Genomic DNA, 22,974 nt, shown 5'->3' with positions numbered 1-22,974 from the left:
TACAGAGACGGTGAAGGGGAGCGCCGTCCGACCGATGGATAAAGCCGCAGCCATGCGGCTTTATCGCTTTGTTTTGGAACTCAATGAGGACTTCTCATGCGGCTCAACGCTCTCAGGCATCTTGCGGTGCTGGCCTTCTCCCTTCTCGCCGTGACGGCTCATGCCGGGGAAATCACCGATGTCACCGGGCGCGAGGTTGAGCTGGACCTGCCAGCCAAGCGCGTTATCGTTGGTGAAGCCCGTCAGGTGCACGTCATCGCGGCGCTCAAGGGCGAGCAGACCTTTGATACCATCGTCGGCTGGCGTGACGACCTTCTCAAGAAGGATCCCGACAGTTATGCCGCCTATGTCGAGCGTTTTCCGCAGATCGAGAAACTGCCGCGTTTCGGTTATGTGCCGCAGGGCGATTTCAGCCTGGAAACCGCCATCACCCTTTCGCCGGATGTGATCACCCTCAATCTGGAAGCGGAGAAGTCCGCGAAGGAAAGTGGTTTCGAAGAAAAGGCCGCCGCCGCCGGTATCAAGATCATCTATCTCGATTTCCGCATCGATCCTGAAAAGAACAGCGAAGCCTCGGTCGAGATTCTCGGCAAGCTGTTTGGCGCCGAAGAGCGCGCGAGGGAATTCATTGCCTACCGCCGTGCTGAAATCGCCCGCGTGACCGATCGGCTAGCAAGCGTCAAGGACCTGAAGCGCCCGAACGTCTTCATCGAACGTGCGCCCGGCATTTCCGGCGAAAACAATTGCTGCCGCACTTTCGGGCCAGTCAATTTCGGTGCGATGGTCGATCTTGCCGGCGGCCACAATATTGCCGACGGCATCATCAAGACGACGTTCGGCGATCTCAATCCAGAGCAGCTCGTCGTTGCCGATCCGGACCATGTCATCGTCACAGGCTCCAACTGGGCGGCCGAATCCGACATCAACCAGTTCGTTCCTGTCGGCCGCGGCGCGGATATGACCCTTTCCCGCGATAGGCTCGCCAACCTGATGAAGCGCACGCCGTTTCCTGAACTGAAGGCCGTGAAGGAAGGCAATGTCCACGCCGTCTGGCATCAGTTCTATGGCGCGCCTTACGAGTTCTTCCCGATCCAGCAATTCGCCAAGTGGTTCCATCCCGATCTCTTCGCCGATCTCGATCCCGAAAAGAATTTTGAGGAGTTTCACCGCAAATTCCTTCCCGTCACCTACAAGCCGGGCTATTTCGCCTCGCTGGAAAAAGGTTTGAACCAATGAGTTCGCTGAATGAAAGCGCGGTTGGCATCAGTGGGCGCGATCAATATCGCGCCCTTGCCGCGCGCAGGATCATCATCCTCTTCGGGCTTTTTATCGCCCTGTGTTTCAGCATGGCCGCCGACATGGCGCTCGGCCCGGCGCGCTACACGCTCTCCGAGGTTCTGGCGACCATTGCCGATCCGGCTGCCGTCGGAAACCAGCTCCGGGTGGTGATCTGGGATATCCGCATGCCGATCGCGCTGATGGCAGTCACTGTCGGCGCGTCGCTTTCGGTTGCGGGCGCACAGATGCAGACCATCCTGTCAAACCCGCTCGCCAGCCCCTTTACGCTCGGCATTTCCGCCGCGGCAAGTTTTGGTGCGGCGCTGGCGCTGGTTGGCGGCGTGGCGATCTTTCCGGGCGCGGTGCATTACATGGTGCCGATCAATGCCTTCATCATGGCCATGGTCGCGGCCCTCTTCATCCATTTCGCCTCGACGCTTCGCGGAGTGACGGTTGAAACCATCGTGCTGCTCGGCATCGCTCTGGTGTTCACTTTCAATGCGGCGCTGTCGCTGCTTGAATATCTGGCGTCTGAACAGGCGCTTGCCGCCGTGGTTTTCTGGACCATGGGCAGCCTGACCAAGGCGACCTGGGACAAGGTCTATATCACGGCTGCCATCCTCCTCGTCACCGTGCCGATGTTCATGCGCAATGCCTGGGCGCTGACGGCGCTGAGGCTCGGCGATGACAAGGCGGCCAGCATGGGCATCAATGTCCGGCGGCTGCGGTTGACGACCATGCTGACGGTCAGCCTTCTGGCGGCCATTCCGGTTTCTTTTGTCGGCACCATCGGTTTCGTCGGGCTGGTCGGTCCGCACATCGCCCGCATGGTTGTTGGCGAAGACCAGCGTTTCTTCCTGCCCGGCTCGGTGATCTGCGGCGCGCTGCTTCTGTCGGCAACCTCGGTCATCAGCAAGATCCTCATTCCCGGTGCGATCCTGCCGATCGGTGTCATCACCGCGCTTGTCGGCGTACCCTTCTTCTTCGCGCTTATTTTCGGCAACAGGAGACGCGCATGGTAGCGCTCGCACTGAGAGATGTCGGCGCCGCCTATGGGCGCATCACTGTACTCTCCAAGGTCGGCATCGATACGCTGGAAAGCGGTAGTGTTACGGCCGTAATCGGCCCGAATGCCGCCGGCAAGTCCACGCTTTTCAAACGCATCGCCAGCCTGATTTCTGGTCCCGGTCTGGTCGAGCTCTCGGACACGGCGCGTGGCAACCGCGCCATCTGCTATATGCCGCAGGATACCGGTGCGAACGCCGTGCTGACTGTCTATGAATCCGTGCTTCTTTCCGCCAAGCAGGGCGGCGGCTGGCGGGTTCACGATGACGAGCTGTTCGAGATCGACGCCATTCTCAAGGCGCTGAAAATCCACGATCTGGCTTTCCGCGGCCTCGGCGAGCTATCCGGCGGCCAGCGGCAGCTTGTTTCGCTGGCGCAGGCGCTGGCCCGCAAGCCGGAAGTGTTGTTGATGGACGAGCCGACCTCCGCGCTCGATCTCCACCGGCAGATTGAAGTTCTGGGCTTCGTTACCGATCTGGCGCAGAAGACCGGCATGATCGTGCTGATCGCCCTGCATGACCTCAACCATGCGCTTCGTTATTGCGAAAATACGATGGTGATCGCGCGCGGTGAAATGGTGGTGAGCGGCAGTACCGAAGCGGTGATAACCCCTGAAATGCTGCGCGATATCTATCGCATCGATGCCCGTATCGAGCCCTGCTCGCAGGGCAGACCCATGGTCATCGTCGACGGGGCCATCTGACAGGTCAAGACCCGGCCGCATCCGTTGCCGGGTCCGCTTGCCGACGGGGGCTTGGATTCACAGCCTGCACAAATTCTTGATGATAAAAGTCATGAAATATCTGTTCGAGCCGCGGTTTGGATGCTAGAGCTTTGAACGGCAAAACTGCGCGGCCATTCGGGGGACGGCGGGTTTGGTCGATCCCTCAATTTCTCTCGGTTGAGACATGGGCATACGGGAAGATGACAAGCGTTATAACGCTTACGTCGCGCATAGGGTCGACCTGATCAAATATGCCACCCTCATTCTGGGGTCGCGGGCGGATGCGGAGGACGTGGTTCAGGAAGCATTCCTGAAATTCGTTCCCGAGGCCTCCGGCAATCCTTCCAATCTCAAATCCTATCTTTTCCGCATCGTTCGCAATCTTGCACTCGACAATATCAGGCGCAGCCGCCAGGACCTGAGGGAACGGCCGGACGATACGCCGTTCTGGGGCATGCCGCAGGACAGTGGTACGCCGGAGGAGCACGCGCTTTTCTGCGACGAAGTCCGGCAGATGCGGACTATTTTGGCCGGCCTGCCGGTTCAGGCAAGGGTGGCATTGGAAATGCACAGATTCGGTGGTTACAATATGGAGGAGATTGCGCGTCACCTCGGCGTGTCCGTGGCCAGCGCGCACCGTCTGATCAAGGGCAGCATTGCCGCGATTACCAAAGAAATGAAGTAAATTGTCCTGATTGTCCCGCCCTGTGAAAAAAAACTCTTCGTCAAACGTCTTTATAGCAATGAAGAAGACGACGCTTCTCCTCCGCCCCCCAAAAGGAACTGGCCCGGTTCAATGACCATTGATCCAGAGAAAAAAATTGAACTGCCGGCCGGGAAGGCGGAAGAGGCGGCTGACTGGCTGCTGCGTTTGCAGTCGGGCTCAGCCGAACCGCGGCTGAAGGCGGAATTTGAAAAATGGCTGGCGGCTGCGCCCGCAAACCGTCTCGCCTGGGAACGAACATGCAAGACGTGGCGGAACCTCGGTCTGGTAGAGCCGGAATTCAAGAGCCTCTGGGAAGACGCGCCACATCTGCCGGGTGAGGCCGCGACAAAGCCGCAGCGGCGGCGCTGGTCCGTGCGGCATTATGCCGGCGCGGCCGCAGCGGCAGCATCGCTCTGTCTTGCGATGCTGTTCGTTCCAGCATTTTTCGTTCGCCTGGAGGCTGATTATCAGACCACCACCGCTGAAAACCGCACGATAACGCTGGAAGACGGCAGCAAGGTGCAGCTTGCGGCGGCGAGCGCGCTTTCAACGGATTTCACGGATGGCCGTCGCAATGTGACGGTGCTGAAGGGTGAAGCTTTTTTCGATGTCGTGCCGGACAAAACCCGTCCCTTTGTCGTGAAGGCAAAAAGCCTGACCGTTCAGGTGCTGGGCACGGCTTTTGACGTCGACCTGACGGATGGAGTGACGCAAGTGGCGCTGGCGCATGGTTCCGTGGAAGCGTCCTTCCGCAATGAGCCGTCAACGCGGCTCGTGCCGGGCGAGATGCTGATTGTCGATGCTTCCGGCGCGATCCGCAAAGAGACTGTTTCCGTCGAGGATATTGGCGGCTGGCGCAACGGTGAACTCTACGTGGTCGATGCGACGATAGGCTCGGTCGTGGAGCAGATCCAGCGCTACCATCCGGCATGGCTGACGATGGCCGACAAGCGGCTTGCCGAACAGAGGGTGACGGGTTTTTACGATCTGCGCGATCCGGATCGCGCGCTGGAGGCGCTGGTGGAACCGTACAAGGGCAAGGTGCATGCGATTGGCGGCAGCGCCCGCATCATCACCCGTTTCTGAAACACTTCGAAACAAAAAATCATATTTATTTTCAGTAATTTATAAAATTTCTCCCGAAAGTCTGAAAAAAATCGACGAGGCAATCGTCTTTTTGTTGAGTAATCCGGTCAAGATATATCCGGAGCGAAAGACAGGAAGACGAAAGCAATATGCGCCTCCAGACATGCAAGACCGGTTCAGAGGAAAAAGCGGCAAAGCAGGCGCGCAGGGGCGTGCTGCTGGCGACAACGGCGATCGCCGTTTCATTCGCCGCGCCTATTTTTGCTCAGACCGGGACTGACACCGCAAATTCTCAGCGCCCCGGTGGTGAGCAGGGGGCAACGCGGCCATTCAATATTCCCGCCCAGTCACTATCCTCCGTCGTGGGCGCTTTCGGGCGTCAATCCGGCCTTCAGGTCACGCTTGCCACCCCGTCTGCCGGCAATGTGCGCACCAATGCCGTCACTGGCAGTTTCACGGTACGGGATGCGCTGTCGCGGTTGCTGGCGGGAACGGGGGTCAATTTCCGCATCACCGGAAACGGCAGAACCGTCATCATCGGCACGGGGCAATCGACCGTCGATCTCTCGGGGACGGAGGGGACGACGGTTCTCGAAACCATTACCGTGACCGGCAAAACCGGGCGTAATTCCATTGCCGGCTCCGGTTATCAGGGCACGCCCGACTGGGTTTATGAAACGCCTGCCAGCGTCAGCGTGGTTGGCCGTGAGGCGATCCAGTCGGCCGGCGTGCGCAACACGCGCGATGTTTTCAACCGGGTTTCGGGCGTTTATGCCGGCGAAGGCAATGGTAGTTTCCCAACCGTTTCGCCCAATGTGCGCGGTTTGCAGGAAAGCGGCCGCGTGGTCGTCTCCATTGATGGTGCGCGGCAGAATGCGCAGCGTGGTGCGGCTTTCGGCAGCGCGACGAGCTACACCGCAAGCGCCGGGCAGGGTTATGTCGATGTTGCTTTCATCCGTGCCGTCGAAATCGAGAAAATAACCAATGCGCGCTCAGGCAATGCCGGCTCTCTGGGTGGCAAGGTCGAGTTCCGCACCGTCAGCGCCGATGATCTGATTGCCGCAGGTGAGAACAAGGGTGGGGAAGTGAATGTTTCCCGCGGCACCAATGGCTATGATTTTCAGGGCTCGGTTCTCGGCGCCGTCCGCTCGCCGGATGGTCCTCTTTCCTTCGTCACCGGCTACAGCCGCACGATCATGGATGAATACAAGATCGGAACAAAGGGTGAGGCCCGAAGCACCGCGCTGACGATGAAAGACCTGCTCGGCCGCGATGGCTGGTCCACCTTTTTCAAGGGTGAAGGCGACTTCGGCGACGTGAAGGCCTCGCTTTCCTGGATGCATCAGGAGAATGATTTCGTTCAGGGCGCGTCCACGGTGATCGACCGGGAAAGCGTGCGAAACGACAGCGTTGTTGCGAAGCTGGACTGGGACCCGGAGAGCGAGCTCATCGACTTCAAATCGTCGCTGTGGCTGAACGATAATATGACGCATGAACTTCGTGCGGCGCGCAATAAACTCGATGGAAGCGCTGGCTATGCTTCTGAAACCAACCTCGACATGGGCCTGCGCAGCTTCGGCGGTAGTCTGGAAAATACCAGTCGTTTCGACACGGTGGCGGGTGCACTCAGCCTGAATTATGGAGCGGAAGCCTTCCGGGACATCGCTACCTCCGTGGCCACGAGTGCCACAATCGTGCAAAATCCCGCTTATGCCAGCAGTTACACGGCTTTCAGTCCCGCTGGAAGGCGCGATGTCGCAAGTCTGTTTTTAAACGGGGAATTGGAGCCGGCGGATTGGATCACGCTCAGCGGCGGTGTGCGTTATGATTGGTCGCGCCTGAAAGGGTCAGCGACTTATTACAGCACCCGCAGCTATCTCATCGACACGTCTGTTGCTTGCGATCCCGTTCGTAACCACTATACGGCTCTAGACTATTTCAATCGGGTCTTTCTTCCGGCAAATCCGAGCTGGGCGACACGTTATGCGCTTTATCTCGCGCGTGCCTGGCCCAACGCCTCGGCGGGCTGCATGCCGGGAACCGGTACAACCACGCCGCCGATACCCGTCACCGAATACCCTGAGCACAATGTCGATATCGATCGCACCTACAGCGACTGGCTCCCCTCGGCCACCATCGAACTGAAACCCGTCGACTGGTTCCGCCCCTATGTGAGCTATTCCCAGAGCCTGCGTCCGCCGACAATTCTCGAGGCATTTTTCGCCGGTGCGCGTCCGGGCGATAGCGCCGGATACGAATACGCTCCGAACCAGGCCCTGCGCGCCGAAAAAGCGACGACCTATGAAATCGGTGCGAATATCAGCTTCGATGGCGTGCTGCTGGACGACGATTCCATCCGCATCAAAATGGCCGCCTTTCGCCGGGAGGTGAAGGACTACATCGCTCTCGGTTATCTCGTCACGGATCAGGTCCTCGACCGCACCTATACCAGCTTCATCAATCTTGATGGCACGACCTATATGCGCGGGCTTGAATTTGAGGGCAATTACGATGCCCGCAGTTTCTGGATCGGCGGCTCGGCGACGTTTCTGAAGACGGAATGGCCTGAAAAGACACAGGTTTTCTCCAACAGCACTACCACGACAACGGGTGAGATCGTCGCCTGGCCCGGCGATGTCGCGCCCAAGGTGAAGCTGACGCTCGATGGCGGCATGCGTTTCTTTGATGAGAAATTCTCGTTGGGCGCAAGGCTCAACCACGTCACGCCAACGCAGTCGCGCACGCTCGATACGGAGGGCAATCTGCGTGAGGTGACCGATCCCTACACGACGGTGGATCTCTACGGTTCCTATGCCTTCAACGACAAGGCCACGCTTCGCTTCGCCGTCAACAACCTGACGGACCGCAAATATATCCCGGCAGCCAGCGCCTACACGGCGCCGGGCCGTACCTTTATCGCGACGATGAACGTGAAGTTCTGAAGCGTGGAAGAAATTCTCCGGGCTGGGTTGCAGCCCGTCCCGGAGATGAAACGCCTTCGCTACAGGACGAAGGTACCTCTATTGGCCAGCAAAGGAGTACACCTATGGCTACCACAATTCAACTGACGCAGTCTTCCTCCGACCTGATCGGTTACCTCAACGGTTGGACGAGCGGTTTCGGTTCGACCTATGGTGCGTTCTACGACGCTCAGACCAGCTCTCTCGCCACCACCACCATCGATCCGAACACGACCTATGAGGCGTGGGGCGATGGCAGCTCCGGCGGCAAGGGCATCGTCATGAGCGGCGCTCTGCAGTACTCCCAGGGCAACCTGACGGGTTCGGTCGACAGCATCGTTCTCGGCACCGGCTACAGCCAGTCCACGAGCGGCATCGCCGTCAGCCAGCAGGAACTGCTGATCGATCCCGACAGCGCCTATTCGCTCGCCGGTGCTCGCGATCTTCTCGATCTCGCGGTTTACCAGCTTGCCCGCTTCGGTTCGCTGGCTGGATTCTATGATTATTTTGCCACCACCGGCACGGTGATCGAGGACACGGCTGCCTCCAACACCCTGACCGGCTTTGCCGGCGCGGATACCTTCGTATTCTCCGGCGGTAATGATGTCGTGCAGGCCGGCCCAACCGGAACCTACGGCTATCAGGATGGCACGGATACGCTCGATGTTTCCGCCTGGGGCGCAACTTCGGTGGACGATTTGTTGTGGTATAATGATAGCGGAAATGCCGTTATCCTTTCTGCAGCAGACACTTCCGTCTCCATCACGCTGAATGGCGTTGATGCAAATGTGCTCGATGCATCGGACTTCATTTTTGCCAACGCATCGGCGCTTGCCGCGTAAAGGAAAAACAGGCTGTGGGCTTTCAAAACCACCAGCAGACGCCGCCGCAGTCCCTCACTGCGGCGGTTGTTTCGCCCCTTAAAAGCACGTTTCTCGGCGTCGCGCTCGTCAGTGGCGTGGTCAACATACTCGCGCTGACGTCGCCGCTCTTCATGCTGCAGGTCTATGACAGGGTGCTGGCAAGCGGCAGCCTGCCGACACTGGTCGGGCTCGCTCTTCTCGCACTTGGCCTTTACGGCTTTCAATGCCTGCTTGATATCATCCGCGCCCGCGTCCTGATCCGTATCGGCGAAGACTTCGATATGCGCCACTCCAGCAGGGTGCATGACGCCGTGGTGCGCCTGCCGCTCGTCAATCGCATGCCGGGCGATGGTCTGCAGCCGTTGCGCGATCTCGATAATGTGCGCGGTTTTCTGTCCGGCACGGGGCCGACCGCGTTTTTTGATCTGCCGTGGATGCCGCTTTATCTCGGCATATGTTTTCTGTTTCATTTCTGGATCGGCGTTACGGCCCTTGCCGGCGCGATACTGCTCGTCTCCCTTACGATCCTTACCAATATTTTCTCGCAGAAGCCGATCCGCGACACCATGGTGGAAAACATGGCCCGCAACCGGCAGCTGGAGGCCTCGCGCCGTAACGCCGAAGTCGTGCAGGCCATGGGGCTGGGTGGTCGGCTTGGCAACCGCTGGCAGAATTCCAACGGGGCCTATCTCGCCGCCAATCGCAAGGCGGGTGATGTGGCCGGCGGTCTCGGTAATATTGCAAAATCCCTGCGTGTGGTGCTGCAATCGGGCATTCTTGCGGTTGGGGCATGGCTTGTCATCAACCAGGAAGCGTCCGGCGGCGTGATGATCGCCAGTTCGATCATGATGGGTCGGGCCTTGGCGCCCGTTGATCTTGCCATCTCCAACTGGAAGTCCTTCGTGGCCGCCCGCCAAAGCTGGGCGCGGCTGAGGGAGCTTTTCGCGCAGATGCCAGCCAATGCCGCCGCCATGGCGCTGCCGAAGCCTGAAAAGGAATTGCGGGTCGAAAACGTCACCATCGTTCCGCCAGGAGAGAGAAAGCCGACGGTCACCGGTCTCGGTTTTGTCGTGAGCGCTGGAAACGCGCTCGGCGTTATCGGCCCCTCCGGCTCGGGTAAATCCACGCTTTCGCGCATTCTCGCCGGCGCGTGGATGCCGGCTGCCGGCAAGGTACGACTGGACGGCGCAAGTTTCGATCAGTGGGACCGGGAAACGCTCGGCCGCCATATCGGTTATCTGCCGCAGGGCGTTGAACTGTTCGACGGCACGATCGGTGAAAATATCTCCCGTTTCGAGGATAATCCCGATCCCGAGGCCATCATCGCGGCGGCCAGGGCTGCCGGCGCGCATGAGCTGATCCTGCGTTTCGAAAAGGGTTATGACAGCGATATCGGCGAGGCGGGTTCGGCGCTTTCCGCCGGGCAGCGCCAGCGCATCGGTCTTGCCCGGGCTCTTTATGGTGATCCCTTCATCGTCGTGCTGGACGAGCCGAACGCCAATCTCGACGCGGAAGGCGAAGCCGCCGTGGTGAAGTCGATTTCTTCGGTCAAGGCGCGGGGCGGTATCGCCGTCGTCGTCGCCCACCGGCCGAGCGCCATCGGTGCCGTCGATTTCATTCTGATGATGGAAGAGGGACGGATGAAGGCCTTCGGCCCGCGCGACGAGGTGTTGTCGAAGGTGCTGCGCGCTCCGCAGGCGCAGACAGCCAAGGGATTTACCGCATCCGCCCAGACGGTCTCGCCGCTGCGCGTCGTCGCCAATACCCAGCCTCAGGTTGCTGTGTTGGAAGAGGTCCGTGAAGAAAGCAGCCAGGAAGGAGATGCGGATGTCAAACATTGATCAGCGCAGCCATGTGTCCCACTCCATCCGCAAACATCTTCTTGCCGGTCTTGCCACTGGCGTTGTGCTGCTGGGTGGTGTCGGCGGGTGGGCCGCGACGACCAATCTTGCCGGCGCGGTGGTTGCCTCCGGCCATCTGGTGGTGGATTCCTACAGCAAGAAGGTGCAGCACCCGAGCGGCGGTGTCGTCGGTGAAATTCTGGTGAACGAGGGCGACAGGGTGAAGGCCGGCGATGTGGTCATGCGCCTCGACGCGACCCAGACCCGCGCCAATCTCGCCATCGTCACCAAACGTCTGGATGAGTTGAATGCGAGGATGGCAAGGCTGGAGGCCGAGCGTGACGATCTGCCGGAACTCGTCTTTCCGCAGACTCTCATCGTGCGAAAGGACGATCCCGATGTCGCCTCCGCCATGCGCAGTGAAACCAAGTTGTTCGAATTCCGCAAATCTTACCGCGAAGGGCGGAAAGCGCAGCTTTCGGAACGCATCACCCAGTTCGAACATGAGATCGAAGGGCTGAAGGCGCAGGAAGTCGCCTATGATAACGGCCTCGCCGTGCTGGAGGCGGAAATTACCTCGCAGAAATCCCTGCGCGAACAGGGTGTCGTGTCCGTGCAGCGGCTGAACAGCCTGCAGACACAGGCCGCGACATTCGGCGGTGAGCGCGGCGAAAAAATCGCTTATCAGGCGCAGACGGCGGGCCGCATCACCGAAACCAGACTGCAAATCCTGCAGATCGATCAGGAATTACGAACCGAGGTCGGTCGGGAACTGCGCGAGATACAGGCCCAGATGGGGGAATTCGTCGAGCGCAAGGTCGCCGCCGAAGACCAGCTGAAGCGCATCGATATCGTCGCGCCGCAATCCGGCATGGTGCATGAAATGGCCGTGCATACCGTGGGCGGCGTGGTGACCCCGGCCGATCCGATCATGCTCATCGTCCCTGACGGCGACGAGCTGGCGCTGGAGGTGCAGATCGTTCCGAAGGATATTGATCAGCTGCAGGTGGGGCAAAAGGCGATGTTGCGCATGACTGCCTTCAACCAGCGGGTCACGCCGGAACTGGAAGGCCATGTCAGCCGCATTGCGGCTGACATCACCACCGATCAGCGTAGCGGCCTCTCCTATTATCTGGCACGAATTTCCGTGCCGGTCTCCGAGCGGCAGAAGCTGAACAATGCGCCGCTGGTGCCGGGCATGCCGGCCGAGGCCTTCATTCAGACCAGCGAAAGGACGGCGCTGTCCTATATCGCCAAGCCGCTGACGGACCAGATCAGCCGCGCCTTCCGGGAGGAATAGGAGGCCGAACCCGGCTTCCGGGCTTTATCCATCGTCGCCAAAACGGAAGCCAGCGAACCCTTTTGTCTGTGTCGGGATCGCCCAGACGCCGCCCGAAAATGGTGCTTTGTTCAGCCGGTCCTCGGACATGTTGTGGCGGTGTGATGTCAGGAACAGGATATTGAAATCGGGCCCTCCGAAGCAGGGCATGGTGGGGTGCGGGACAGGGGCCGCGATGACCTCCGCCTGTTTGCCGTCGGGCGTGAAAACGTTCAGCAGGCCGGCGGAAACGCCTGCGCTGTAATAAGTGCCGTTGTTATCGAGACAGCCGCCATCGGGTCTTCCTGTCTCTTCCGTCATCTGGGCCACCAGCACGCCTTCATCGAACCTGCCGTTACTGCTGTCGAATTTTCGCCGTCGTATCCATTTCTGGACGGAATCGCTCTGCCACATGATCGATCCGTCCTGGGAGAAGGCCAGCCCATTGGGGCATGTCAGCCCGGTCTGCATGCGTTCGGCGCTCTTTTCGGTGATCCGCCAAAGTTCGCCATATGGCTGCATGTCCGGGAGCGGCACATTGTGCATGGTTCCAACCCAGAAAGCGCCGTCGGGGCCGATCCGGCCGTCGTTCAGCCGGCAGGGGATGCCTTCCGGTGCCGGAACGGAATGGAGGAAACGCGTTTTGCCGCTATCCGGATCGAGGATGATAATATCCATGCCGCAGGCGACGATAAGATCGCCGTTCTGACAAAGCCCGAGGCTTGATACCGTGTGCGGGAACGACCATTCGCGATAGAAGCCCGGCTCAAGCGCTGCAGATCGCACCGTTCTGCCGAGGATGTCACACCAGAAAAGCACCTGTCGCCGTTCGTCCCAAACAGGGGATTCCGCAAGTGTGCTCATCGTGTCGCAAAGAAGTTTCGCCTGCGACATGGCAAGCGTTTGTGCGGGATTTGCCGTATTCATGATGCTCGAACCGTTGAAAAAGATGCCGCAGAATTATTCGAAATAGTCCTGATGGTTCTCGAAAACCTGCGAAAGAATGCCGAGGACGCGCCTTAAGTGCTTGCGCAAATCGTCGGCCGCACGGGCTTCGTCCCCGGCCTTGATCGCGTCGTAAACCGCCTCGTGTTCGGAGAGCAGGCGTGCCATATGCGCCTCGTCGGTGATGGCGAGTGCACGCAGGCGATCCAGCCCCGCCTTTTCGCGGATCAATAGCGTTTCCAGTCTCTCGAGACCCGTCGCAGCAGCAAGCGCGCTGTGGAACTGGTCGTCATGTACGCGGAAAGCCTTTCTGTCTCCGCGGCGCATGGCTGCACGCTGGCCATTCAGGGCGTGTTCGATCTCCAGCTCGGCTTCCGCCGTCAGGCCGATCTGACACAGCCTGCTAACCGCTGCAACCTCCAAGGCCTCGCGGATGAATTGCGCGCTGCGAATGTTCTTTTCCGATAATCTCGAAACATAGGTCCCGCGGCTTGGCAGGGTGGCGATCAGGCCGTCATCCCGCAGGCGGCTCAGCGCTTCGCGCACCGGCGTTCGGCTGGAACTGAAGGATTGCCCGATTTCGTTTTCCGAAACCGCCTGGCCGGGAAAAAGCTCCCGCGAAAGGATGGCCGATTTCAGCGCGGAATAGATCTGGTCAACGACCGGACGGTGAAGGTCCAGTCGTTCCATCGTCGGCACGGTGCCACCTGTTACGGGAATTTTCGGCATATACCCTCCAGCGTTTTCATAACCGGTATACCGGAACACAAGTGTGTTGACAACCGGCATACCGGTATGCAAATGATTGCGCATTGGGAAGGAGGCTCCCGAAATGCAAAATATCAAGACCTGCGTCATCGTCGGTGCCGGAATGGTAGCGAAGACGCATGTGCTTGCCTGTGCGGCAAGCCCAGAGAAAATTCGCCTGAAGGGAATCGTTGATGGTGGTTCCGGCCGCGCCAGGGCGCTGGCCACGGAAGCGTCGAAACACACCGGATACGATGTCGTCGTTTATTCCTCTGTCGAGGAAGCGGCGCGCGATGCGGATGTCGATTTCGCCATCATCGCGACGCCACCGAATGCCCGCATCGATATCGTCGGACAGCTCGCGAAAGCGGGCAAACACATCCTGATGGAAAAGCCCGTCGCCCGGAATACGCAGGAAGCCAATGGTCTTGTGGCTCTCTGTCGTGACGCTGGCGTCACACTCGGCATCATCTTCCAGCACCGCATGCGGGCTGCATCGCAGAAAGCCCGTGAGCTTGTCGATGGCGGCACGCTCGGAGCGCTGGGGCTCTGCGAAATTTCTGTGCCGTGGTGGCGTGCGCAATCCTATTATGATGAACCGGGCCGCGGCACCCTGGCGCGCGATGGCGGCGGCGTTCTGATCTCCCAGGCAATTCATACGATCGATCTGGCATTGAGCCTCACGGGGCCGGTCGCCCGTGTTCAGGCCATGGCGGCGACGACGCGTTTCCATCGCATGGAAACCGAAGATTACGTTTCTGCCGGTCTGCGCTTCAAGAACGGCGCTGTCGGTTCGCTCGTCGCAAGCACCGCAAGTTTCCCCGGCGCTGCGGAATCGATCCTCCTGCATTTCGACAATGCCAGTATGCGGCTCGCCTCCGGCCTGTTGCATGTCGACTGGCGTGATGGCCGGCACGAGACTTTCGGCGGCGCGGCCGCCGGCACGGGCGGCGGCGCCGATCCCATGGCTTTCACGCATGAATGGCATCAGGGCGTCTTCGAGGATTTCGCAGACGCCATCTCTTCAGGACGCCCGCCGGTCGTCACCGGTGACGCGGCTCTTTTGTCTCACAGATTGATCGACGCGATCATCAACTCGGCCGACACCGGCAAGGAAGTGGAACTGCAGGATGACTAAAGCAATCAAGTTCGTCGCTCTTGGCATAGAGCACCGGCATATTTTCGGCATGGCCCAGAATCTGCTGGACGCCGGTGCGGAATTTGCCGGCTGGTGGACCGAAGGCGAGCCCGATGTCGTGGAGGGCTTCGTCAAACGCTTTCCGAATGTGCCGCGTGCCGCTTCCAAGGAAGCCCTGCTTGCAGATGGCACCATCGACCTCGTGGTGATTGCCGATATCCCCTCCAAGCGTGCCGATCTTGCCATCGCCGCCATGGAAGCCGGCAAGGATGTCATGTCCGACAAGCCCGGCTGCACCACCTTCGAACAGCTCGATCGCCTTCGCCAGACCGTGGCCAAGACCAAGCGCATCTGGACAGTCGATTTCTCCGAGCGTTTTGAAGTTCCGAGCGTGACCAAGGCGGCTGAACTCGTCGCGCAGGGCGCCATCGGCCGCGTTATCCAGACCGTCGGCCTCGGCCCGCATCGTCTGAACCGCCAGATCCGTCCGAAGTGGTTCTTCGAGCGTGAAGCTTACGGTGGCATCATCACCGATATCGCCAGCCACCAGATCGACCAGTTCATGTTCTTCACCGGCTCGACCGAAGTGGAGATCGTGGCTGCCACCGTTGCCAATTATGCCAACCCTGATGATCCGGGCCTGCAGGATTTCGGCGAAGTCGTGCTGCGCGGTGACAAGGGCCACGGTTATATCCGCGTCGACTGGTACACGCCCGATGCGCTGCCGACCTGGGGTGACGGCCGCCTGACGATCCTCGGCACCGAGGGTTACATCGAGCTGCGTAAATATGTCGATGTCGGCAATACGGAAGGCACCGACCGCCTCATTCTCGTGAATGGCGACCGCTGCGAGTATATTGATGCTTCCGGTGCTGGTCTGCCCTATTTCGCCCGTATCTGCGACGATATCCGCAACCGCACGGAAACGGCAATGACGCAGGAACACGTCTTCAAGGTCTGCGACCTCTCGCTTCAGGCACAGGCCAAGGCTGAGGGAGTCTCGAAATGATCGGTGTTGCCATCATTGGCGCCGGCATCGGCGCCCAGCATCTGAGCGGCTATCGCGCACTGCCCAAACGCTTTGTCGTCAAGGCGATCTGCGATCTCGATCTGGAGCGCGCCCGCTCTGTCGCCGGCGATGATACCTCCATTCGTCTGACCACCGATCTCGATGAGGTTCTGGTCGACGAGAGCATCCAGCTCATCGACGTCTGCCTGCCGCCGCACCTGCATTTCCCTGTCACGCTGAAGGCGCATGCTGCGGGCAAGGATGTGGTCTGCGAAAAGCCGCTGGTCCGCTCGCTGGAAGAGGCCAACGCGCTGATCGACTCCGTCAAGAAGACCGGTCGCGGTGTGTTTCCGGTCTTCCAGTACCGTTTCGGACACGCCATGCGGCAGCTGCGCGCGCTGATCGATGCCGGTCTTGCGGGCAAGGCCTTTGTCGCAAGCTCGGAAGTCCATTGGAACCGGGGCGCCAGCTATTACGACATTCCGTGGCGCGGTACGTGGAAGGGCGAGTGCGGCGGCGCGATCCTCGGCCACGCCATTCACGCCCATGATCTTCTCTGCCACGTTCTCGGCCCGGTCGACGAAGTTTTCGCCATGGCCGACACGCGCGTCAACAAGATCGAAACCGAAGATTGCGCGGCGCTCAGCTTCCGCATGAAAAGCGGTGCGCTGGCGACGAGCTCGGTCACGCTCGGTGCGGCCGAAGATACCTCGCGTCTGCGCTTCTGCTTTGAAGGGTTCACTGCCGAGAGCGGCACGCTGCCCTACCGCCCGGCTGAAGACACATGGCGTTTCATCGCCCGTGCACCGACGACGCAGGATCAGATCGACGCCGTTCTGGCAACGGTGGCCGATGGCGAAAACGGCTTTGCCGGTTTTGTCGAAGCCATTGCCGACGCGATGGAAGGACGCGGCGGCAAGGAAGTGACGGTTCATGACGGCTTGCAGTCCATCGAACTCGTCACCGCCATCTATCGCTCGGTCAGGGAAGGAAAGCCGGTTCGCCTGTCCGACGCCGCTGAAGGCGAGTGGATCAAGGGCTGGGCACCGCGCGCATCCGCCAACGCATAATCATCTAAAGGGAGGAAACCAGATGACCAGAAAATACAGCATGGCACTGGCGCTCGCCATTGGCGCAGCGTCCTTTGCTGGCGCCGCCCAGGCGGCGCAGGAAGTGCGCTTCACCTGTGCTTATGACGGAAACGGCTGTGAGATCCTCAAGGACATTCTCGCCCGTTACGAAAAGCAGCATACGGACGTCAAGATCGTCACTGACGTCGTGCCTTACAAGGCGCTTCTGGAAGGCCTGCCCGTGCAACTCGCCGGTGGCAGCGGCCCGGATTTCGCAACCGTAACCGACCTTGGCGGTCTCAACCGCTATTATCTCGATCTCACGCCCTATGTGGACGCGAAATATTGGGAAGACAATTTCTCGAACGTGCTGAAATGGTACCGCAGCGGCCCTGACGACAAGGGCATCTACGGCATGCACACCCAGCTCACCATCACCGGCGCTTTCATCAACCGCACCCTGTTCGATCAGGCCAATGTGGCCGTACCCGGCAAGGATGCAACGCTGGACGATTGGGCGAAGGCTGCTAGTGCCGTCGCCAAGGCAACCGGTACGCCCTATCCGATGGCCATCGACCGTTCCGGCCACCGCATTGCCGGTCCGGCCATTTCCTATGGCGCAAAGATTTTCGACGCCGATGGTAAGCCCATTCTCGTCGATGAAGGCTTCACGACCTTCGTGAAGAAATTCGTCGAATGGAACAAGGACGGCACCATGGCGCGCGACGTCTGGGCCGGACAGGGCGGTAACACCTATCGTGACGCCGCGCAGGAATTCATCAACGGCCAGCTGGTCTATTATTATTCCGGCAGCTGGCAGACCGCGCGTTTCGACAGCCAGGTCGGCGATGCGTTTGACTGGGAAGTCGTGCCGCAGCCCTGTGGTGGCGCTGCCTGCACCGGCATGCCTGGTGGTACCGGTGTTGTCGGCTTCAAGCAGACCAAGAACCCGAAAATCGTTGCCGACATCCTGAACTTCCTCGCTCAGGACGAGAATTATCTCGACTTCACCGTTCGCACCCGCAACGTTCCGGCCCACAAGGCCGTGGCCGACAAGGGCGTGACCTATACCGGTGCGACGCCTGCGACGCAGAAGGCCATGAACGCCTGGCTGGACCAGATCCCCGGCCTCAGCCCGATTGCCTACACCTATCAGGGTTACAAGAACAATCGCGCCATGTTCAACATCTCCGTCCAGCGCATCACGCAGGCCATCGTCGGTGAAAGCACCGTTGATGAGGCCATGGCCCGCGCGAAGACGGACCTCGAGGAAGCGTTGAAACAGGCAAAGTGATCCATCGCCTTCCGGCGCGGTGCATTCCGCGCCGCGCCGGATCGAAGGAGGACCCTCATGTATAAATTTCTTGCGCCCGTGATGGGCATCGTCGAACTGCCCTTTGCCTTCCTGCAGAAGGTTCTCGGCCATCGGCGGATCGCGTGGGTGTTTCTCACACCCAATCTGATCCTGTTCGCGGTCTTCGCCTTTCTGCCGATCGTGCTGAACATGGCCTATTCCGTGACCGGCAGCGAACACATATTGCTTTCCGAACGCCCTGCCGTGGGCGGCGAAAATTTCTCGGTCCTTCTTTCCTGTCAGAACTACCTCGACCCCAATTCCTGTGAGCGTGACCTGTTCTGGCGCTCCGTCTGGAACACGGTTTTCTTCGTGGTGCTGCAGGTGGGTTTCATGGTTGGCTTTTCGCTGATCACGGCCATCGTGCTCAACCGCGATATCCGGGCGCGGGGGTTCTTCCGTGCTGTCTTCTTCTTCCCCGTGCTGTTGTCGCCCGTCGTTGTGGCCTTGATCTGGAAGTGGATTCTCCAGCGTTTCGGCGTTCTCAACGCCGCGATGGAGGGCCTCGGCCTCGGTTCGGTCGACTGGTTGCTCGAAGCCAATCTTGCCTTCGGCTGGTCGGTCTTCCTCTCAGTCTGGGCGCATATGGGCTTCTACACGCTAATTCTTCTGGCCGGCCTGCAGGCGATCCCGCGCGATGTCTATGAGGCGGCGCAGCTCGACAAGGCAAGCCCTTGGCGCATCTTCCGGCGCATTACGCTGCCGCTGCTTGCACCCACCATGCTCGTCGTTCTCGTCCTGTCGCTCATCAAGGGCGTGCAGACCTTCGATGAAGTCTTTGCCTTCACGGGTGGCGGCCCGGGTTCGGCGACCACCTTCATCATTCAGTTTATCTATCAGACCGGCTTTGCCGGGACGCCCCGCAATTTCGGCCTTGCGGCTGCCGCTTCGCTGCTGCTCGCCGTGGTGCTCGTGGTGCTGACCGCCCTGCAATTCCGGGCAAACAGGAGCAAGGTCGATGGCTAGGATTGGCGCATTTCTGACCCGTACCCGCGGCCGCAACGGCAAGCTGCACTGGACCGACTGGCTGTCCTACGCCTATCTCGGCGTGGCCGTGCTGATGATGTTCGGCCCCGTCGTCTGGCTGGTGCTCTCCTCGTTCAAGACGGAAGCCGATCTGCAGCGTTTCCCGCCGCGCCTCCTGCCCTATACGCAGGAAACCGTGGTGGTGGACGGGCAGGCAGCGCCGCTGCCGGCCTATGTCGACAAGGATGGCCGCAAGTTCGGCATGATCAGGCGCATCGGCCTCGTTGCCCAGGTGGTTGACCCGGCAAAGCCCACTGAAGTCCTGAAGATGCAGTTCAACGAGCTGAAGCCTGCTGAAAAGGTGGCGCTCGCCACGGAAAACTACACCGAGCTTTTCCAGCGCTTCAATTTTCCGCTCTATTTCTGGAACTCGACCTTCATCACGGTGACGTCAACCCTCATCATGCTAATCGTCAATTCCATGGCGGCCTTTGCGCTCTCGAAATACCAGTTCAAGGGCAGGGGTGTGGTGCTGGCGCTGGTTGTCGGCACGCTGATGATCCCGCAGACCGTCGTGCTGGTGCCGCTGTTTCTCATCACCAGCCAGCTGGGCATGATCAACAGTCTCTGGGGCGTCATCATTCCCGGTGCCGCCACCCCGACGGGTGTCTTTCTGCTGCGGCAATATATGCTGACGATCCCGGATGAAATCCTCGATGCCGCCCGCATGGACAAGGCGAGCGAATGGAAGATCTACTGGCGCATCATCCTGCCGCTCTCGGCGCCGGCGCTTGCCGTTCTGGCGATCCTAGCGATCATGTGGCGCTGGAACGATTTCCTCTGGCCGCTGATCGTGCTGACCCGCAATGACAACTTCACCCTGCAGCTGGCGCTCAACTCCTTCCAGGGGGAGATGACGACGGAATGGAGCAATCTTCTGGCCATGACGGTGCTGACGCTTGCGCCGATCGCGCTGGTCTTCATGTTCCTGCAAAAATACATCGCCACCGGCATTGCATCGACGGGCGGCAAATAATCCTCAGGGAGGAAATACGACAATGGCAAGTATTCAGCTTCGTCAGGTCAAAAAGACATATGGTGCCCTCGATGTGATCAAGGGTGTCGATCTCGATATCAAGCACGGCGAATTCTGTGTTTTCGTTGGCCCTTCCGGCTGCGGCAAGTCGACCCTGCTGCGCATGATCTCGGGCCTTGAGGAATTGAGCGGCGGCGATATCGTCATCGGCGGCGATGTGGTCAACACGGTGCCGGCCGCAGATCGCGGCCTTGCCATGGTGTTCCAGTCTTACGCCCTTTATCCGCATATGACAGTTCGCGAAAACCTGTCCTTCGGGCTTGAGAATATCGGCACACCCAAGAAGGACATCGTTGAAAAGATCAACCAGGTGGCCAAGATGCTGCAGATCGACCAGCTTCTGGAGCGTCGTCCGAAGGATCTGTCCGGCGGTCAGCGCCAGCGCGTCGCCATTGGCCGCGCCGTCGTGCGCGAACCGCGCGTGTTCCTTTTCGATGAGCCGCTTTCCAACCTCGATGCGGAACTGCGCGTCGATATGCGCGGCGAGATTTCCAGCCTGCACCGGCGTCTCGGCAATACCATGATCTATGTGACGCATGATCAGGTGGAAGCCATGACCATGGCCGACAAGATCGCCGTTCTGCGCGCCGGCAAGCTCGAACAGTTCGGCGTGCCGCTCGATCTCTATAACCGCCCGGCCAATCTCTTCGTGGCGGGCTTCATCGGCTCGCCGAAGATGAACTTCTTCGCCGGCGAAGTGACTTCGGATGCAACGCCGTCCCTGAAGATCGCCACCGGCGAACTGATCCCCCTGCCGCAGAGCGGTTTTGCCTACAAGCCCGGTCAGAAAGTGACGCTCGGTGTCCGTCCGAACCATGTGCAGGCGGGTGGCGAAGGCGCACTGACCATGTCTGTGCGCACCGCCGAACAGCTGGGCGGAGAGTCCTATCTTTACGGCACTCTCGGTGATGGCACCCGGGTGACGCTGCATCTTTCCGGCCAGACCTCGACATCGGCTGACGAAGTCATCCGTCTGTCGGCGCCGCTGGAATACATCCATCTTTTCGATACGACGAGCGGGCTGACGCTCCGGCAGGACTGACAGCTCCAGGCGCAACCCGCAACGCAGGACCATTGAGATGACCGATAAAAAACTCCGTTCCGACCGCTGGTTCGCGCCCGACGACCTGCGCAGCTTCGGCCACCGCTCGCGCATGATGCAGCTTGGTTATGCGGAGGAGGATTTCGTCGGCAAACCCGTCATCGGCATCCTGAACACATGGTCGGAGCTCAACACCTGTCATTCGCATTTCCCAGAGCGGGTGAAGGATGTGAAGCGTGGTGTCCTGCAAGCGGGCGGCTTCCCCGTCGAAATGCCATCGCTCTCCGTCGATGAGAGCTTCACCAAGCCGACATCGATGCTTTACCGCAACATGCTGGCGATGGAGACGGAAGAAATGATCCGCTCGCATCCGCTTGACGGCGTGGTGCTGATGGGCGGTTGCGACAAGACGACACCCGGCCTCGTCATGGGCGCGATTTCGGCCGGCGTGCCGATGATCTATCTGCCTGCAGGCCCGATGTTGCGCGGCAATTATGCCGGCAAGGTTCTGGGTTCCGGTTCGGATGCCTGGAAATACTGGGACGAGCGACGTGCCGGTAACGTCACGGACGAGGAATGGCGCGGCGTGCAGGGCGGTATCGCCCGCTCCGCCGGTGTCTGCATGACCATGGGCACAGCTTCGACCATGACCGCCATCACCGATGCGCTTGGCCTCACCCTGCCGGGAGCCTCCTCCATTCCGGCGGTAGATGCCGAACACCAGCGCATGTCGGCAGGTTGCGGCCGACGTATCGTGGAGATGGTGGGCGAGGAGCTGACGCCGGACCGTATTCTGACCGCGACGGCGTTTCGCAATGCCGCCATCGTCGCCATGGCGACCGGTTGCTCCACCAATGCCGTCGTGCATCTGATCGCGATGGCGCGCCGCGCCGGCGTGCCGATGACGCTGGACGAGCTGGACGAACTTGGCCGGGTCACGCCGCTCATCGCCAATGTCCGCCCCTCCGGCAAAGACTATCTGATGGAGGATTTCTATTACGCTGGCGGTCTGCGGGCACTGATGAAGCAGCTGGAAAGCCGCCTCGACTGTTCGGCGCTGACCGTAACCGGCCGCAGCATGGGTGAAAATCTCGAAGGCGCGAAGGTCTACAACGACGACGTCATTCGCTCGCTCGACAATCCGGTTTATGCGGAAGGCTCGCTTGCGGTGTTGCGCGGCAATCTTTGCCCTGACGGCGCCGTCATCAAGCCCGCTGCCTGCGATCCGAAATATCATGTGCACGAAGGCCCGGCGCTGGTCTTCGACAGCTATCCGGAGATGAAGAAGGCGATCGACGACGAGAACCTTGATGTCACGCCGGATCATGTTCTGGTGCTGCGCAATGCCGGTCCGCTCGGCGGTCCCGGCTTTCCCGAATGGGGTATGCTGCCCATCCCGAAGGCGTTGATCAAGAAGGGCCACCGCGACATGGTGCGCATTTCCGATGCCCGCATGTCCGGCACGTCCTATGGCGCCTGCGTGCTGCATGTCGCGCCGGAAAGCTTCGTCGGCGGCCCGCTCGCGCTCCTGAAAACAGGCGATATCGTGCGCCTCGACCTGCCGCAGCGTCGTCTCGACATGCTGGTCAGCGAAGAGGAGATCGCCAGCCGCCGTGCCGCCTGGCAGGCACCTGCGCCGCGTTATGAGCGCGGTTATGGTTATCTCTTCTCAAAGCACGTCACGCAGGCCGATCAAGGTTGCGATTTCGACTTCCTGCAGACGGATTTCGGCCGCACCGCCGGCGAGCCCGATATTTTCTAAGGGG

General features: G+C 60.1%; 19 protein-coding genes. 17 read left to right on the top strand and 2 right to left on the bottom strand.

Features of this window, described 5'->3' with window-relative positions; all coding sequences use genetic code 11:
* Positions 1–96 precede the first annotated feature (96 nt).
* From ASB65_RS17425 to ASB65_RS17385, 9 genes are all read left to right on the top strand, one after another.
* On the top strand, positions 97–1,236 hold the full coding sequence (locus ASB65_RS17425; RefSeq protein ID WP_060724831.1) for an ABC transporter substrate-binding protein: 1,140 nt from the start codon (positions 97–99) through the stop codon (positions 1,234–1,236).
* Complete coding sequence (locus tag ASB65_RS17420) at positions 1,233–2,300, top strand: FecCD family ABC transporter permease (RefSeq protein ID WP_003506805.1); 1,068 nt, start codon at positions 1,233–1,235, stop codon at positions 2,298–2,300. Before ASB65_RS17425 ends, ASB65_RS17420 begins: the two co-directional genes overlap by 4 nt.
* Positions 2,294–3,046 (top strand): ABC transporter ATP-binding protein, encoded by a 753-nt coding sequence (locus ASB65_RS17415; protein WP_003506804.1) that lies wholly within the window; start codon positions 2,294–2,296, stop codon positions 3,044–3,046. The genes ASB65_RS17420 and ASB65_RS17415 overlap by 7 nt, the downstream gene beginning before the upstream one ends.
* A 205-nt stretch (positions 3,047–3,251) precedes the next feature.
* Positions 3,252–3,752: an RNA polymerase sigma factor gene (locus ASB65_RS17410; RefSeq protein ID WP_003506803.1), complete on the top strand. Its 501-nt coding sequence runs from the start codon at positions 3,252–3,254 to the stop codon at positions 3,750–3,752.
* A 111-nt stretch (positions 3,753–3,863) separates the two neighbouring features.
* On the top strand, positions 3,864–4,859 hold the full coding sequence (locus tag ASB65_RS17405; RefSeq protein ID WP_020808671.1) for a FecR family protein: 996 nt from the start codon (positions 3,864–3,866) through the stop codon (positions 4,857–4,859).
* 149 nt (positions 4,860–5,008) lie between these two features.
* Positions 5,009–7,801 (top strand): TonB-dependent receptor, encoded by a 2,793-nt coding sequence (locus ASB65_RS17400; protein WP_060724830.1) that lies wholly within the window; start codon positions 5,009–5,011, stop codon positions 7,799–7,801.
* A 104-nt stretch (positions 7,802–7,905) separates the two neighbouring features.
* Positions 7,906–8,661, top strand: coding sequence for a hypothetical protein (locus ASB65_RS17395; RefSeq protein WP_060724829.1), 756 nt, complete (start codon positions 7,906–7,908; stop codon positions 8,659–8,661).
* 14 nt (positions 8,662–8,675) lie between these two features.
* Positions 8,676–10,523, top strand: coding sequence for a type I secretion system permease/ATPase (locus tag ASB65_RS17390; protein WP_060724828.1), 1,848 nt, complete (start codon positions 8,676–8,678; stop codon positions 10,521–10,523).
* On the top strand, positions 10,510–11,823 hold the full coding sequence (locus ASB65_RS17385) for an HlyD family type I secretion periplasmic adaptor subunit (RefSeq protein ID WP_003506792.1): 1,314 nt from the start codon (positions 10,510–10,512) through the stop codon (positions 11,821–11,823). Before ASB65_RS17390 ends, ASB65_RS17385 begins: the two co-directional genes overlap by 14 nt.
* Positions 11,824–11,847: 24 nt before the next feature.
* Here ASB65_RS17385 and ASB65_RS17380 read toward each other — a convergent pair whose 3' ends face one another.
* Together ASB65_RS17380 and ASB65_RS17375 are read right to left on the bottom strand one after the other, a co-directional pair.
* Complete coding sequence (locus ASB65_RS17380; protein WP_060724827.1) at positions 11,848–12,768, bottom strand: SMP-30/gluconolactonase/LRE family protein; 921 nt, start codon at positions 12,766–12,768, stop codon at positions 11,848–11,850.
* Between the two features lie 33 nt (positions 12,769–12,801).
* Positions 12,802–13,515 carry a GntR family transcriptional regulator gene (locus ASB65_RS17375; RefSeq protein ID WP_060724983.1) on the bottom strand — a complete coding sequence of 238 codons (714 nt, stop codon included), beginning with the start codon at positions 13,513–13,515 and terminating at the stop codon, positions 12,802–12,804.
* A 103-nt stretch (positions 13,516–13,618) separates the two neighbouring features.
* Between ASB65_RS17375 and ASB65_RS17370 the strand changes: the two genes are divergently transcribed.
* From ASB65_RS17370 to araD, 8 genes are read left to right on the top strand one after another with little or no spacing between them, the layout of a single operon-like run.
* Complete coding sequence (locus tag ASB65_RS17370) at positions 13,619–14,671, top strand: Gfo/Idh/MocA family protein (RefSeq protein WP_060724826.1); 1,053 nt, start codon at positions 13,619–13,621, stop codon at positions 14,669–14,671.
* On the top strand, positions 14,664–15,680 hold the full coding sequence (locus ASB65_RS17365; protein ID WP_060724825.1) for a Gfo/Idh/MocA family protein: 1,017 nt from the start codon (positions 14,664–14,666) through the stop codon (positions 15,678–15,680). Before ASB65_RS17370 ends, ASB65_RS17365 begins: the two co-directional genes overlap by 8 nt.
* Positions 15,677–16,750, top strand: coding sequence for a Gfo/Idh/MocA family protein (locus ASB65_RS17360; protein ID WP_060724824.1), 1,074 nt, complete (start codon positions 15,677–15,679; stop codon positions 16,748–16,750). The genes ASB65_RS17365 and ASB65_RS17360 overlap by 4 nt, the downstream gene beginning before the upstream one ends.
* 22 nt (positions 16,751–16,772) lie before the next feature.
* Positions 16,773–18,044 carry an ABC transporter substrate-binding protein gene (locus ASB65_RS17355; protein ID WP_020808679.1) on the top strand — a complete coding sequence of 424 codons (1,272 nt, stop codon included), beginning with the start codon at positions 16,773–16,775 and terminating at the stop codon, positions 18,042–18,044.
* 57 nt (positions 18,045–18,101) lie between these two features.
* On the top strand, positions 18,102–19,070 hold the full coding sequence (locus tag ASB65_RS17350) for a carbohydrate ABC transporter permease (RefSeq protein ID WP_003506778.1): 969 nt from the start codon (positions 18,102–18,104) through the stop codon (positions 19,068–19,070).
* A complete protein-coding gene (locus tag ASB65_RS17345) occupies positions 19,063–20,106 on the top strand; it encodes a carbohydrate ABC transporter permease (protein ID WP_060724823.1) in 1,044 nt (347 codons plus the stop codon). The genes ASB65_RS17350 and ASB65_RS17345 overlap by 8 nt, the downstream gene beginning before the upstream one ends.
* A 22-nt stretch (positions 20,107–20,128) precedes the next feature.
* A complete protein-coding gene (locus ASB65_RS17340) occupies positions 20,129–21,208 on the top strand; it encodes an ABC transporter ATP-binding protein (RefSeq protein ID WP_060724822.1) in 1,080 nt (359 codons plus the stop codon).
* 37 nt (positions 21,209–21,245) lie between these two features.
* Complete coding sequence (gene araD / locus ASB65_RS17335) at positions 21,246–22,970, top strand: L-arabinonate dehydratase (RefSeq protein ID WP_060724821.1); 1,725 nt, start codon at positions 21,246–21,248, stop codon at positions 22,968–22,970.
* Positions 22,971–22,974: the final 4 nt, after the last annotated feature.

This window comes from Agrobacterium tumefaciens str. B6, from assembly GCF_001541315.1.
Lineage (GTDB): Bacteria > Pseudomonadota > Alphaproteobacteria > Rhizobiales > Rhizobiaceae > Agrobacterium > Agrobacterium radiobacter.
The sequence above is the reverse complement of the archived record's forward strand: the minus strand, read 5'-3'. Positions and strand labels throughout refer to the sequence as shown.

Bases quoted from the DNA above. Each gene is read 5' to 3' on its own strand.
- ASB65_RS17355 (WP_020808679.1), top strand. From the start codon at position 16,773: ATGACCAGAAAATACAGCATGGCACTGGCGCTCGCCATTGGCGCAGCG.
- ASB65_RS17375 (WP_060724983.1), bottom strand. From the start codon at position 13,515: ATGCCGAAAATTCCCGTAACAGGTGGCACCGTGCCGACGATGGAACGA.
- ASB65_RS17380 (WP_060724827.1), bottom strand. From the start codon at position 12,768: ATGAATACGGCAAATCCCGCACAAACGCTTGCCATGTCGCAGGCGAAA.
- ASB65_RS17400 (WP_060724830.1), top strand. From the start codon at position 5,009: ATGCGCCTCCAGACATGCAAGACCGGTTCAGAGGAAAAAGCGGCAAAG.
- ASB65_RS17415 (WP_003506804.1), top strand. From the start codon at position 2,294: ATGGTAGCGCTCGCACTGAGAGATGTCGGCGCCGCCTATGGGCGCATC.
- ASB65_RS17385 (WP_003506792.1), top strand. From the start codon at position 10,510: ATGTCAAACATTGATCAGCGCAGCCATGTGTCCCACTCCATCCGCAAA.
- ASB65_RS17395 (WP_060724829.1), top strand. From the start codon at position 7,906: ATGGCTACCACAATTCAACTGACGCAGTCTTCCTCCGACCTGATCGGT.
- ASB65_RS17410 (WP_003506803.1), top strand. From the start codon at position 3,252: ATGGGCATACGGGAAGATGACAAGCGTTATAACGCTTACGTCGCGCAT.
- ASB65_RS17365 (WP_060724825.1), top strand. From the start codon at position 14,664: ATGACTAAAGCAATCAAGTTCGTCGCTCTTGGCATAGAGCACCGGCAT.
- ASB65_RS17420 (WP_003506805.1), top strand. From the start codon at position 1,233: ATGAGTTCGCTGAATGAAAGCGCGGTTGGCATCAGTGGGCGCGATCAA.
- araD (WP_060724821.1), top strand. From the start codon at position 21,246: ATGACCGATAAAAAACTCCGTTCCGACCGCTGGTTCGCGCCCGACGAC.
- ASB65_RS17345 (WP_060724823.1), top strand. From the start codon at position 19,063: ATGGCTAGGATTGGCGCATTTCTGACCCGTACCCGCGGCCGCAACGGC.
- ASB65_RS17425 (WP_060724831.1), top strand. From the start codon at position 97: ATGCGGCTCAACGCTCTCAGGCATCTTGCGGTGCTGGCCTTCTCCCTT.
- ASB65_RS17340 (WP_060724822.1), top strand. From the start codon at position 20,129: ATGGCAAGTATTCAGCTTCGTCAGGTCAAAAAGACATATGGTGCCCTC.
- ASB65_RS17370 (WP_060724826.1), top strand. From the start codon at position 13,619: ATGCAAAATATCAAGACCTGCGTCATCGTCGGTGCCGGAATGGTAGCG.
- ASB65_RS17350 (WP_003506778.1), top strand. From the start codon at position 18,102: ATGTATAAATTTCTTGCGCCCGTGATGGGCATCGTCGAACTGCCCTTT.
- ASB65_RS17405 (WP_020808671.1), top strand. From the start codon at position 3,864: ATGACCATTGATCCAGAGAAAAAAATTGAACTGCCGGCCGGGAAGGCG.
- ASB65_RS17360 (WP_060724824.1), top strand. From the start codon at position 15,677: ATGATCGGTGTTGCCATCATTGGCGCCGGCATCGGCGCCCAGCATCTG.